The following is a 13048-nucleotide window of genomic DNA, read 5'->3' on the forward strand; positions in this document are numbered from 1 at the left end:
TTACGTTATGATGTGTGATTCGATACGTGTGATGGTGCTGTTGGTGTAGAAGCCGTTGCTGTGAGCGCATCATTGATGATACGTGCTTGCTCTACTTTATGACCTGCCGGGTCACCTTCTGCTGTACTTGAACGGCGACGACGACCAATGTAACGAACATTTTGAATTCCGTTCGGTGCGACAGTTTCAAGCCGTGGTTCCATAAAGGACCACGCCCCCATGTTTTTCGGTTCTTCTTGCACCCAGACCATCTCTTCGACGGATTCATAGCGCGCAATGACTTCTTGTAAGGCTTTCGCTGGGAACGGATACAGTTCCTCAACCCGGACGATTTGTAACCAGTCGAGATTTTCCTCTGATTTCGAGACCGCTTCCGCTAAATCAATTGCCATCTTACCAGAACAGAACACAAGACGTTTGACACGATCTGGTGCTTCTCCAAGTCCCGCTTGTTCAATGACACGACGGAAACTACCCTCCGTCAATTCAGAGACGTCAGATGTCGCAAGCGGATGACGCAAGAGACTCTTTGGTGTCATGACCACGAGCGGTCTAACTTCCTCTTTTCCGAGGATTGCTGCTTGTCGACGCAACAAATGGAAGTACTGCGCAGCACTCGATACGTTCGCAACTGTCCAGTTCTTCTCACCGGATAACGTCAAGAAGCGCTCTAAACGACCACTCGAGTGTTCTGGTCCTTGTCCTTCATAACCGTGCGGAAGCAACATAACGAGACCTGACGTTTGTCCCCATTTGGCTCGGCTCGCAGAAATAAACTGGTCAAAGATGACTTGACCTGAGTTTGCGAAGTCTCCGTATTGCGCTTCCCATAAGACAAGCGTTTCTGGTGCAAAGACATTATAGCCGTATTCAAAGCCAAGAACACCCGCCTCAGAGAGTGGACTGTTATAGACCGAGAACGAAGCTGTTGCCGTTGATAAAGCATGAAGTGGCGAGAATCCTTCTCCCGTTTTCACATCATGAAGATTGATATTCCGTTGTGCAAACGTTCCCCGTTCAGAATCTTGCCCGCTCAATCGGATTGGTGTTCCATCCGAGAGAATTGAAGCGAATGCCAATGTTTCGGCGTGTCCCCAGTCAATCCCGTTCTTCGTCGAGAATGCATCTGTCCGGCGCTTCAGGACTTTCTCAAGTTTATGGAACACTTGGAAGCCATCTGGCCACTGCAACAATTCTTCATTGTATGCAGTTAATGTTTCGATCGCTACTCCTGTTTCGATCGTCGGAACGCCTTTAAAGACGACGTCCGGCATGACCCCACCATACTCTTTCTCTACATTTGGGACTTTTTCTCGAGCCGCCTTCATGTGATCATTGATTGACGTCTCAATCGATTGAATTTCCTCAGCTGTCGCATCCCCGTTCGCGACAAGCGTCTTTCCGTACAAGACACGAATCGGATCATGCTTATGGATCAAATCGTATAAGACCGGGTTTGTATTCATCGGTTCATCCATTTCGTTGTGTCCAAAACGACGATATCCGATTAAATCGATCATGACGTCTTTCTTGAATGTTGCACGGTACTCGCTCGCGAGTAGCGCAACAGCGAGACAGCTTTCAGGTTCATCGGCGTTGACGTGGAAGACTGGAATCTCATACCCTTTAGCCAGGTCACTCGAGTAACGCGTCGAACGCGAATCTGTCGGTTCCGTCGTGAAGCCGATCGTATTGTTCGCGATGATGTGAATCGTTCCGCCTGTGTTATATCCTTTGAGGTTTGCTAAATTCAAGGTTTCAGCAACGATTCCTTGACCTGGGAACGCTGCATCCCCGTGAATCAGGATCGCAGCAGCGGCTGCCTGCTCTTGACGTGGTGCGCCTTTTTGGGTCCGGTCATCTTGTGCCGCACGCGTGAAGCCCTCGACGACTGGGTCGACGAACTCTAAGTGCGACGGATTGTTCGCGAGCGTCATCCGGATGTCACGTGTCTTTTGCTCGAGTTTCCGGTTTAGTCCGAGGTGATACTTCACGTCGCCCGTCCAACCGTATGTGATACCGATTGATCCTTCAGACGGTACGAGATCATGATTTGGTGCATGCTGGAACTCAGCAAAGATCATTTCATATGGTTTACCGAGTACATGAGCTAAAACATTTAATCGTCCACGGTGCGCCATTCCGATATTAATCGTCTCCGACCCGTTTGAAATGAGGTGTCCGACGATCGTATCGAGCAATGGCACCATCGCATCGAGCCCTTCGATCGAGAATCGTTTTTGACCGACATATGTTTTGTGCAGATATTTTTCGAAAAGGTCCGTTTCAGCCAAGCGTTTGAACAATTGTTTCTTTTGCTCAGCATCAAGCGTCGCCGTCAAAGCACCTTGTTCGATTTTTTGACGGAGCCATTTCTTTTCCTCTAAGTCATCAACATGCTGGAACTCAACAGCCGCTGCTCCCGTATATTGCGCTTTCAAGTGCTCGATGCCTTCAAATGCATCTTGAACACCCGCTGGCGGCTCAGGACAGACGAGTGAAACCGGCATTTTCCGAAGATCTGCCTCTGTCAGTCCAAACTGATTTAGTTCGAATAATCCTGTTTCTCGCGGATGGTCCTTCAGCGGATAGATATCCGCCGCAAGATGTCCTTTTGCACGAATTTGTTCCGCTAAACGATTCGCCGCAAGATATTTTTCGAAATCTCCCGTCTCGACTTGCATCGGTACTACTGGTTCCGTCACAGGTGCACCATGCTCTTCGAAATAAGTACGTGTCTCCTCATCGACGGATGTTTTGTCTTCTAAAAAACGCTCGTACAATTCAATGATGTAGCCAAGGTTTGGTCCATAAAATGCTTGTTGATCTTGCTCGTGGCCTGCCATGTACGGTTCCCCCCGTTTCTATATTTCTCCCCTCACATTTAGCATCGGCTAAATGTGTTTCCAGCCCTCTACCTGTTAGCGCTTTCAAAAGAAATTGCATGAATGATGCGCTAAAACGTCATGAGAAGGAACGAACGTGCCATTCTTCCATGAAAGTGCCTTCGTTACTATATTACTACTCTTTTCCTGCGTGTGCATTTCGAATTCCCAAATTCTCACGCTTAAATGTATAAGTTTTTCTTATGAGCGCTTAGCCAGTAATTTATGAATAAGCAAAAAACCGGCGTATCTGCATTTAGATACGCCGGTTTAATCATAACACTTTACTGAGGAACGATTGCGTCCGTTCATGCTGTGGAGAATCAAAGAGCGCTTGTGGCACATTCTCTTCGACGACATACCCACCATCCATAAACAACACGCGGTCTCCGACTTCACGAGCAAATCCCATCTCATGGGTCACGACGACCATCGTCATCCCTTCGAGAGCAAGTTGTTTCATGACGGCAAGCACGTCCCCGACCATTTCCGGGTCAAGCGCTGACGTTGGCTCGTCAAACAACATGATTTTCGGATTCATCGCGAGCGCTCGGGCAATTGCGACCCGTTGCTTTTGACCCCCGGATAATTCGCCTGGATAATTATTCGCTTTTTCCCGTAACCCAACTTTATCGAGTAGTTCCAAAGCTCGCTTTTTCGCCTGGTCCTTATCCGATTTACGTACTTTGATCGGTGCGAGCGTGACGTTCTCAAGCACGGTCTTATGCGGGAAGAGATTAAAATGCTGAAAGACCATTCCGACCTCCTCCCGAACTTTGTTGATATCGACCTTCGGATTTGTGATGTCGAAATCATCGATAATGACCGTTCCACCCGTAATCTCCTCCAGTCGATTCAAACAGCGTAAAAACGTACTTTTCCCAGATCCCGACGGACCGATGACACACACAACTTCTTTTTCGGCTATCGAGACGTTAATGTCTTTTAAGACTTCGTTCGAGCCGAATGATTTCTTTAAATTCTTCACTTCAATGATACTCATCGTAATGTAAACCTCCGTTCCAAGAACTTCGCCACTAATGACAAGAGATAAATGATGACGAAGTACATCAATCCGACGACAGACCAAACGATGAATGGCTCAAACGTCGTCGATTGCTGAACTTGACCTTGTTGCGTCAAATCAGCGATGCCGATGATCGATAACAACGATGTATCTTTTAAACTGATGATCGATTGATTCGTAATCGTTGGTAACATCCGTCGGAATGCTTGCGGTAAAATGATTTGAACCATCGTTTGACGTCCTGTCATCCCGAGTGAACGTGCGGCTTCTGTTTGTCCCTTATCAATCGACTGGATACCTGCTCGAATAATTTCCGCGAAATAAGCACCAGCATTGATCGCGACCGTCAGTATCCCTGCATACATCCGGTCCATCGATAACCACTCAAGCGAGTTGAGTCCAAAGTAGATGAAGAAAAGCTGAACGATGAACGGTGTACCACGAATGACATCGATATAGATGATCGCGATTGCGTTCAAAATCTTTAACGGTGACAACCGCATCAATGCGACGACTAAGCCAATCAGAAAGCCGACGATGACCGCAATGATGAAAATATACAATGTAACTTGAAGCCCTTCCAAGAAAAATGGAAATGCGGTTTTGACCACTTCCATTGGCTATCCCACTCCCTTATCGCCTTGCGACTTATTTCAGATACGTGTCAACGATTTTATCGTATTCACCGTTTTCTTTCAGATTCGCAAGTCCTTTGTTGATTTTCTTCAGCAGATCCTTATTCTCACCTTTTAAGACAGCGATCCCGTAGTTATCACCGTTGAGACGATCACCGACAAGTTTCAATCCAAGGTTTTGTTGTTTGTTTGCATATGAGATGACCGGATAATCTTCAATCAAGGCAGCTGCGTTACCGTTCTTTACTTCTTGGAACATCGCTGGACTATCATTGAACTGTGTAACAGTGAAGCCAAGTTTATCCGCGTTGTCCGTTGCATATTTTGCACCCGTCGTTCCCTTTTTGACGGCTACTTTTTTCCCTTTAAGATCGTTAACGGATTTAATACCATTCTCATCTTTTTTGACGACTAAAATAAGACCAGCTTTGAAATATGGGTCTGAGAATGTGACGACTTTTTTCCGTTCTGGTGTAATACTCATACCGGCAATGGCAACGTCCAATTGATTTGCTTGAAGTGCTGGAATGATACCGCTGAAATCCATTGCTTCAAATTTAATCTTGAAGTTTTGATCCTTAGCGATTGCTTTCATAAGATCGATGTCGATTCCTTTGTACGTGTCCCCGTCTTTGTACTCAAATGGTGGATACGTGACGTCGATACCAACTTTATACGTCTTTCCTTCTGAAGACCCTTCATCCTTCGAACCGATACTACATGCACCAAGTACGAGAATACAGCTCATCAAGAGCGCTAGCAAAATACTTCCTTTTTTCATGTTTGTTTCCCCTCTCCTATGTGTTAAAGATTGTCGACTCCACTTAGTACTTTCCCTGAAGAGTACCCTCTTTAAAACGTATTTTACCAGAAAAGTTCTAAAAAGATAAACATTTCTGAATTTTTATTCGATGCAACCGTTTTCTATTCATTATCAAAAAAGGAGGCAACCCCTTGATGGGATTGCCTCCTTCAATCATTTATGCCGCCGAGAGGACTTGAACCTCCACGGTGTTGCCACCACTAGATTCTGAGTCTAGCGCGTCTACCAGTTCCGCCACGACGACGTTGATTTATGATATTAATATAGCGGGTAACGAACTGAGTTGTCAATCATTTCGCAAGATGTTCCGGACGAACTTCTCAACGACGTCATCATATAATGCCGGATCCTCGAAATATGCCATAGCGTGTGCGGCATTCGGAATGACGACCAGTTCCTTTTCCGTTGGACAGGCTTCGTACAGCTCATACACCATATCTGTCGGTACGAACGTATCCGCACCACCATGAATGAAGAGAATCGGAACCTGTGCCTTTTTGACCTGTTTCAGCGCTGATGCTTCACGGAACGTATAACCTGCCTTTAGCTTCGTCAATACGCTCGTCATCCCTAAAAACGGGAAGTGTGGTAGTCGATACATCCGCTTCATCTGATACGCAAGAACAGCATTGACGGACGTATAGGCACAATCAGAAATGATTCCTTTGATTTGTGGTGGAAGTTGTTCGCCACTCGTCATCAATACGGTCGCCCCTCCCATCGACACACCATGTAAGAACAGTTTCGCATCCTGTCCAATCCGTTCAATCAGATAGTTCGACCAACTGAGACAATCTTCACGATCATGCCATCCGAATCCGATATAATGACCGTCACTCATTCCGTGTCCTCGATTATCGGGCATCATGACATGGAAACCGGCCTGATGGTACAGATAGGCGAATCCGGCTAAATCCGTTCCGACGCCTCCGTATCCATGCACGAGAATGACAATCCGGTCTGACGGAACAGGAGACGGGAGGAAATGTCCGCGTAACGTTAAACCATCTTTTGCTTCAATCTCGATCCGCTCGAGCGGCTGCTCCTTGATCCATGTCTGTCCAGGTTGCATCAACCGGACCATCTCATCACTCAAATCCCGATTATTCGATAAGAACGGCTTCGGATTCGTAGCGATTGCCATCTCATAAAAATAATAACTCGCTGCTACTAATCCGGATCCGATGACTCCGATTCCAATTTTTGTTCTGCGACGCATCTGCCCCACTCCTTCTTTCCGTTATAGCTCGATCTTCAGTTGAGCAGCATGGTCATCCTCTTCATCCTGCAAGACTTGTTGACGTAATCGTTGTTCCTGTTGCTGACGCCGGTAGGCAAACTCTTGGACAAGCTCTGTACCCGTGAATCCATCTTCTACGAGTTCACTCAATAAATCCGTTTCTGTCTCGACGACTTCCCCCGGACGACGCATGACGAGAACATCTCCGACTTGTGCAATCAGCAATTCATCTTCTAGACGAAGTGCATCGTAAAACGGTTCCGGTAACGTCATTCGACGTGTTTCCGGGTTAATATGGACGCGTTTATAAACGCCTAATGCTTGAAACTTACGACGTGCCATTGCGTGCTCTCCTTTTTAGTTGAACGTAAGATCGATTCGTGAATCTTTTCCTTGAATACGAACCGTACCCGTCGCTCCATTGATTAACGTTAACTGTGGTGGCTGATGACCGATGTCAAGATCATATAAGACTGGTAAGCCCGTTTCATCGGCTAGATAGTGATACACGTCTAGCCATGTCAGATCTTCTGTAATCCTTGCAGACGTACGGCCAAATAAAAAGCCAGCCGCATGGTCGAACCACCCAGCATACGCCATTTGTCGAAGCGTCCGATGCACCTCGGCAGAACTCGCTTCAGACACCTCGAAGTACCAGAGAATCGGTTCTCCGTTGATCTCTTCATGTTGGAAGCGCTTCACATCTCCGTACGGTGTCCCAATCAGATGGCGAATCGTCTCCAGACAACCCCCAAGTAACCGTCCGGTCACTTCTGTTCGCTCATCAAGTGCTTTCCATTCTGTCGCTTCCGTCAGCTGAAATAACGAACCTGCTGGACGTTCTTCGTCTGTCCACGCGGTTTGATAACGATCGGAAGCCCACTGTGTGACGGTTTCTCCAGATGGCGTCGCGAGAACCCGTCGCCAGGCACTTGTCGTCTCGTCCCATTCTTTACTCCGAAGCTCAACGAAGTTCGGACCATGTGCTGTCGCAATTCCCGTCTGAAGCGTCAAACTGAGCAATAACGTACTGATATCGGAATAGCCAAGCAACCATTTTGTTTGGTAAGCAGTTGGTGTCAACTCGGGTAAAAGATCAATGGCGCGTTCCCCACCAAATGGCGGGATAACAGCATCAATCGTCTCATCCGTCATCATGTGATTGAATTCTTCGGCGCGTTGTTTGACCGGTGCACTCTCAGCAAGTTGATGCGACCAAATCGTTTCACCTAAACGGACGTTCATTTGCCGTGCTTGTACCTGTTCAACTGCTCGTTCGACCCATTCCTGTTGCTGTTCACGTAATCCGGAGGAGGGCGCCGTCACTCCGATCGTGTGACCTGTCCAACCTAAAAATGGATATTTCATGGTGACCCCCTAAATGTCATAGTATGAAAAAATCTTCTCGTCAAAATATGAGTTCATTATACCGTTCTTATGCCGCATTACCAACTTTTATCCTGTTAGAACGCTGTAATACGAACAAAAACACGATTCTGTACAAGCGACCTGAATGAACAAGTCGCCTAGACAAAATCGCGTTTATATCCTTCATTAACTTGATGCTGATAGTTCAGCGTATTCCTCTTGCGTGAACGCACGGGAGCGTGTCAAAAAACGTTTTCCTTCGACACCCTCAAGAGAGAACATTCCGCCTCGACCATCCACGACATCAATGATGAGTTGGGTATGTTTCCAGTACTCATATTGATCTTCATGAATATAAAACGGGCAACCACCGATCTCTCCTAGTTTTTTATCCTGATCTCCCAGGAATAAATCGCCCTGCGCAAAACACATCGGGGAACTGCCATCGCAACAACCACCAGATTGATGAAACATCAACGGACCGTGTTTTTCTCTCAACTGGTCGATCAACTCAAGACAAGCTGCTGTCGCCTGAACACGTTCCACCATTTGCATCCACGTCCTTTCCGACTTAGAAGAAACCGAGTTTATTCGGGTTATAGCTAACGAGTAGGTTTTTCGTCCGTTGGTAATGGTTGAGCATCATCTTATGGTTCTCGCGTCCGATACCTGACATTTTGTAACCACCAAACGCCGCGTGAGCTGGATATTGGTGATAACAGTTCGTCCAGACGCGCCCTGCTTCGATCGCACGACCAAACCGATAAGCACGGTTCATGTCACGTGTCCAGACGCCGGCACCAAGACCATATAACGTATCATTCGCAATTTCGAGTGCTTCTTCTTCCGTCTTGAATGTCGTGACCGATAGAACCGGTCCAAAAATTTCTTCTTGGAAGATGCGCATCTTATTGTGTCCTTTAAAGATCGTTGGTTGAATGTAATATCCTTCTGCGAGATCTCCTTCGAGCATGTTGCGCTCTCCACCGATGAGACACTCTGCGCCTTCCGACTTACCGATTTCAAGATACGAAAGGATTTTCTCCATCTGTTCGTTCGAAGCTTGAGCACCCATCATGACGTCGGCATCAAGAGGATTTCCGATTTTGATGGCTTTGACGCGCTCTAAAACACGTTCCATGAACGGTTCGTAAATCGATTCTTGAATCAAGGCACGCGACGGACACGTACAGACTTCCCCTTGGTTCAACGCAAACATCAATAATCCTTCGATTGCTTTATCAAAGAATGCATCGTCTGCCTGCATGATATCTTCAAAGAAAATGTTCGGTGATTTCCCACCGAGTTCAAGTGTGACCGGGATCAAGTTCTGCGAAGCATACTGCATGATCAAACGTCCTGTCGTTGTCTCACCCGTAAAGGCGATTTTGGCGATTCGTTTGCTTGAGGCGAGCGGTTTCCCTGCCTCAAGACCGAATCCATTGACGATGTTGAGCACACCTGGTGGAAGTAAATCTTCGATGATCTCAACGAGTACCATGATGCTCGCTGGTGTTTGTTCTGCTGGTTTTAAGACAACACAGTTTCCTGCTGCGAGAGCTGGTGCTAATTTCCAGACAGCCATCAGGAGCGGGAAGTTCCACGGAATGATTTGACCGACGACGCCAAGTGGCTCATGGAAGTGATACGCAACCGTATCTTGATCGAGTTCGCCGACTGAACCTTCTTGTGCACGAATGACCCCAGCAAAATAACGGAAGTGGTCGATCGCGAGCGGTAAATCGGCGTTAAGTGTCTCACGAACGGCTTTTCCGTTCTCAAGTGTTTCCGCATAAGCGAGCATCTCGAGATTTTCTTCCATTCGATTGGCGATCTTATTTAAAATATTCGAACGTTCCGTTACAGACGTTTTCCCCCATGCTTCTTTTGCCGCATGTGCTGCGTCAAGAGCGAGTTCGATATCTTCCTTTGTAGAACGAGCGACTTGGCACAACACCTTACCAGTAACAGGTGTCACATTATCAAAATACTCTCCCCCGACTGGTGCCGTCCATTTTCCATTAATGTAGTTTTCATACCGTTCCTTGTACTGTACTTTTGACCCTTGCTTGTTCGGAATGTCATAAATCATGCGTTATTTCCTCCCTCAACTAAAATGGTCAAGCAGTGAGACGGATGCTTGTATGCGCTTACATTTTAATATAGGCTAAAAACAGTCCTCTCGATACCATCGTACCAAAATTATATGAAAAGTCAAAAAATTCTGGTAAATACATGTGATATTTTTTCGAAAAAAAACATCTCCATTTTCGGGAGATGTTTTGCTGGTCAAGACCGTGTCGGATCGATTCCATCTTCTTGATCAGACGGTGTATCAGAACTACCAAAGTCACTCACTTTCGAGAATCCGTCCGTATCACCGTCGATGTCTTTCCCGCGAGCTGTTACAGATGGATCTAGTACATCTTCTTCGCTTGGTCGCGAATTCGGATCGTTCTCGTTTTGTTCTGCTTCTTCTTTTGCATGCTCAATGCATAATAGGGTTTCTGGAATGATATCAAGGCGTTCGATTTCAATCTCTTTTCCACAGACTTCGCAAATGCCATACGTTCCGTCCTCGATTGCTTTTAAGGCGCGATCCACATCTGATAGCATATCCTCTTGCATATCCGTGATTGCTTGATCACGTTCCCGCAAGAACAATTCATCGCCGGAATCGGCAGGATGATTATCGTAACTCGACAATTCACCTTCATCGTAATCGGTATCGCGTTGTTCGATGTTTGATGTCGTCTTTTCTTTTTCCTTCAATAACCGTTGCTTGAATTCTTCCGTCTGTTGTTTAGATAACATGATTGTTCGACTCCCCTTCGTTAGAACCTCTGTTAAGAATGTAGCCTATTCGAAGAAGAATTAAACCATCACGAACACTTATAAGACCGAATTGATCCGTGAAGATCACAGATAACCGTCATACATTCATTCCCATCGTTAAAACAAATCTGATGTGATCGTCCATTCTTGGATGTCGTGATGTCATCAATCCACAGTTGCGAAGCATCTGCTGAAGACAGCATCGCGATTTTGTCGCGAATCATGAATAAATCAAACGGTAACAGATTCAAGGATTGAATCGTCAAACCATGTTTACGGAAGAGTGGATCAAGCTGATATTGCGAGAGACTGTACAAACACTTCTCGGCCCCACCAATCAACAACTGAATCGAATGGGAGGGTTCATGACTATCGATTCGCTCCTTGTGCAGGATAATTCGTCCTCGAACACCAGACTCATTGAAAATTCGTTGCGTATCCTCTTGTGAAAGACGTGGTCCACCTTCCTTAACCTTTAAGACGATGTGAGCGAATTCTGCGAAATCTGGTTTTCCGATTTCAAGCGCTGGGATATGACGAACTTCTTCACGTTCAATGATTTCAATCAAGTCACGCTCGACTTGGATGCTGACCGTATCTGTTGAAAAGACACGGACGTCGATCACGAATTGATCAAGTACCGCATTTACTTCGATCGTATACGTTAAATCCAGGTTTTTTTCTTGCTCAACCAACAATCGATTCAAGATGAGTTGATGCAATAAATGGACTGGTGTACGTGAAGAAAACTGACTCGAATAGATCAAATGCTTCGGTCCGGTTCCTTTTGTTGCTTTTGGTCGTGCTCCGTTTAATCTATATACATTCACTTTATAATTTAACATATGATCACCTTCTCTTACCTGAAAAATCGGAATAGAGATGTTCCGTTCATATAGCGTACAATGTATTTTAATCGCTAAATATTCGTTTTCGAATATTCCAAATTTAATATACAAATTGTAATCAAATTGTGATAGTAAGATTTTTAGAAACTGCTTGTTTCGTTGATACCAAGACATATTTAAATCGCAAACTAAAAACACCCTCCACAGATATGAAAGGTGTTCGGCTTACAGAGTTATTCATTCTTAAGCAATCGAGTTGACTTGTTGTTGCATCGCTTCATAATGTTCAACGATCCGAGATCCAAGTGGATCCGTTGCTGACAGTTGTAGATATGCGTTCAGCGCATCTTCGATTCCATGTTTCGTAATATATGCATTTAATTCTGAAGATTCTGAATCATTTGGATCGAAATAGGTTAAGGCTGCTGCGATCCCACGTGCTAATCCATCTGCTTCGATCCCACGCTCCATCAATTCCTTCGCTGGTTTGACGAGTCGGTCACTTGGACTCAGTTTACGAATCGGTGAACGGGCGACACGAATGATTTCATCATGAATTCGCGGGTTTTCAAAACGTTTCATATTCTTTTGAATGTACGCACTATGATCGACCGGATTAAAGCCGTACTTTTCAAGTAACAACCACCCTGTTTCGTAAAGTGCTGTCTGGACACCCCGACGGATGCGTGGATCCGTTAGACTTTCAGCGATCGTCTCTTTATGAAAGAGTGCTCCGAGGTACGAAGCAATCGCATGTCCTGTGTTGACAGTGAACAGCTTCCGCTCGATGAACGGTTCGATGTTCTCGACATAGGTGACGCCTTCGATCCGTGGATAGGCTTCCGGTAGTCCAGTCGTTTCGATCACCCATTCGAAGAATTCTTCCACTTCGACGTACAACGGGTCTTCGTGATGCTGAAGTGGAACAATCCGATCAACCGCTGCATTCGGGAAATGCCAGTTCTCCGCTACCGGTTGATGTTTCGCCACCTCTGCTTGTAAGTGTTTTGACCCACCAATCATGTTTTCACACGCAATGACGTAGACAGGTGTCTGTTGATCACGTTGACGTAACCCTTCCGCGATCAAAGGAGCTACTTTCGACAACAAGCTCGGTCCGACAGCTGTCGTGATTACATCTGCTTCACGAATCGCTGCAATGACCTGATCAGGTTCAGTTAAACTGTTGAGCGCCGTAACGCCGTCGACCCGTTCACGCCCTCCGCTTTCAGAGGCATAACCCACCTCATAGGTATGTCGTGCTTTTAATGCATCGACGACTGTCGTATTGACATCTACGAAGCATACTTCGTAACCCGTCTTGACGAGTTGTAAGCCAATGAATCCTCGTCCGATATTACCGGCACCAAAATGGATGGCTTTCATA

The 13048-nt window shown here is 46.0% G+C and carries 12 protein-coding genes and 1 tRNA gene; all 13 read right to left on the reverse strand.

Annotated elements, in window-relative coordinates; all coding sequences use genetic code 11:
* Positions 1–5: 5 nt before the first annotated feature.
* On the reverse strand, positions 6–2846 hold the full coding sequence (locus tag Q7C19_RS05765) for a 2-oxoglutarate dehydrogenase E1 component (protein ID WP_290786597.1): 2841 nt from the start codon (positions 2844–2846) through the stop codon (positions 6–8).
* A 313-nt stretch (positions 2847–3159) separates the two neighbouring features.
* Entirely contained in the window at positions 3160–3888 is a 729-nt protein-coding gene (locus Q7C19_RS05770; RefSeq protein ID WP_035407405.1) for an amino acid ABC transporter ATP-binding protein, read from the reverse strand.
* Positions 3885–4529, reverse strand: a complete 645-nt coding sequence (locus tag Q7C19_RS05775; RefSeq protein ID WP_035407403.1) for an amino acid ABC transporter permease — start codon at positions 4527–4529, stop codon at positions 3885–3887. The genes Q7C19_RS05770 and Q7C19_RS05775 overlap by 4 nt, the downstream gene beginning before the upstream one ends.
* 31 nt (positions 4530–4560) lie before the next feature.
* Positions 4561–5328 carry a transporter substrate-binding domain-containing protein gene (locus Q7C19_RS05780; RefSeq protein WP_035407400.1) on the reverse strand — a complete coding sequence of 256 codons (768 nt, stop codon included), beginning with the start codon at positions 5326–5328 and terminating at the stop codon, positions 4561–4563.
* Between the two features lie 202 nt (positions 5329–5530).
* Positions 5531–5614: transfer RNA gene (locus Q7C19_RS05785), tRNA-Leu, on the reverse strand.
* Positions 5615–5656: 42 nt separating this feature from the next.
* The gene (locus Q7C19_RS05790; protein WP_029341930.1) at positions 5657–6589 is read right to left on the reverse strand and encodes an alpha/beta hydrolase; all 933 of its coding nucleotides are present in this window, start codon (positions 6587–6589) and stop codon (positions 5657–5659) included.
* Between the two features lie 21 nt (positions 6590–6610).
* Entirely contained in the window at positions 6611–6952 is a 342-nt protein-coding gene (locus Q7C19_RS05795; RefSeq protein WP_023468553.1) for a hypothetical protein, read from the reverse strand.
* A 15-nt stretch (positions 6953–6967) separates the two neighbouring features.
* Complete coding sequence (locus Q7C19_RS05800; protein ID WP_035407398.1) at positions 6968–7978, reverse strand: S66 family peptidase; 1011 nt, start codon at positions 7976–7978, stop codon at positions 6968–6970.
* 186 nt (positions 7979–8164) lie between these two features.
* Complete coding sequence (locus Q7C19_RS05805) at positions 8165–8527, reverse strand: DUF779 domain-containing protein (RefSeq protein WP_023468555.1); 363 nt, start codon at positions 8525–8527, stop codon at positions 8165–8167.
* 22 nt (positions 8528–8549) lie between these two features.
* Entirely contained in the window at positions 8550–10070 is a 1521-nt protein-coding gene (gene adh, locus Q7C19_RS05810) for an aldehyde dehydrogenase (RefSeq protein ID WP_056062075.1), read from the reverse strand.
* 197 nt (positions 10071–10267) lie between these two features.
* Positions 10268–10792 (reverse strand): TraR/DksA C4-type zinc finger protein, encoded by a 525-nt coding sequence (locus Q7C19_RS05815; RefSeq protein ID WP_035407390.1) that lies wholly within the window; start codon positions 10790–10792, stop codon positions 10268–10270.
* Positions 10793–10860: 68 nt separating this feature from the next.
* Positions 10861–11658: a hypothetical protein gene (locus Q7C19_RS05820; protein ID WP_035407387.1), complete on the reverse strand. Its 798-nt coding sequence runs from the start codon at positions 11656–11658 to the stop codon at positions 10861–10863.
* Between the two features lie 246 nt (positions 11659–11904).
* Positions 11905–13047 carry a mannitol-1-phosphate 5-dehydrogenase gene (locus Q7C19_RS05825; protein ID WP_375091865.1) on the reverse strand — a complete coding sequence of 381 codons (1143 nt, stop codon included), beginning with the start codon at positions 13045–13047 and terminating at the stop codon, positions 11905–11907.
* Position 13048: the final 1 nt, after the last annotated feature.

Origin of the sequence: Exiguobacterium sp. PHA03, from assembly GCF_041945985.1 — a bacterium.
Classification (GTDB): Bacteria; Bacillota; Bacilli; order Exiguobacteriales; family Exiguobacteriaceae; genus Exiguobacterium_A.

Excerpts from the sequence above, each read along its gene's own strand:
- Q7C19_RS05765 (WP_290786597.1), bottom strand. The coding sequence starts at position 2,846 with ATGGCAGGCCACGAGCAAGATCAACAAGCATTTTATGGACCAAACCTT.
- Q7C19_RS05770 (WP_035407405.1), bottom strand. The coding sequence starts at position 3,888 with ATGAGTATCATTGAAGTGAAGAATTTAAAGAAATCATTCGGCTCGAAC.
- Q7C19_RS05775 (WP_035407403.1), bottom strand. The coding sequence starts at position 4,529 with ATGGAAGTGGTCAAAACCGCATTTCCATTTTTCTTGGAAGGGCTTCAA.
- Q7C19_RS05780 (WP_035407400.1), bottom strand. The coding sequence starts at position 5,328 with ATGAAAAAAGGAAGTATTTTGCTAGCGCTCTTGATGAGCTGTATTCTC.
- Q7C19_RS05790 (WP_029341930.1), bottom strand. The coding sequence starts at position 6,589 with ATGCGTCGCAGAACAAAAATTGGAATCGGAGTCATCGGATCCGGATTA.
- Q7C19_RS05795 (WP_023468553.1), bottom strand. The coding sequence starts at position 6,952 with ATGGCACGTCGTAAGTTTCAAGCATTAGGCGTTTATAAACGCGTCCAT.
- Q7C19_RS05800 (WP_035407398.1), bottom strand. The coding sequence starts at position 7,978 with ATGAAATATCCATTTTTAGGTTGGACAGGTCACACGATCGGAGTGACG.
- Q7C19_RS05805 (WP_023468555.1), bottom strand. The coding sequence starts at position 8,527 with ATGGTGGAACGTGTTCAGGCGACAGCAGCTTGTCTTGAGTTGATCGAC.
- adh (WP_056062075.1), bottom strand. The coding sequence starts at position 10,070 with ATGATTTATGACATTCCGAACAAGCAAGGGTCAAAAGTACAGTACAAG.
- Q7C19_RS05815 (WP_035407390.1), bottom strand. The coding sequence starts at position 10,792 with ATGTTATCTAAACAACAGACGGAAGAATTCAAGCAACGGTTATTGAAG.
- Q7C19_RS05820 (WP_035407387.1), bottom strand. The coding sequence starts at position 11,658 with ATGTTAAATTATAAAGTGAATGTATATAGATTAAACGGAGCACGACCA.
- Q7C19_RS05825 (WP_375091865.1), bottom strand. The coding sequence starts at position 13,047 with ATGAAAGCCATCCATTTTGGTGCCGGTAATATCGGACGAGGATTCATT.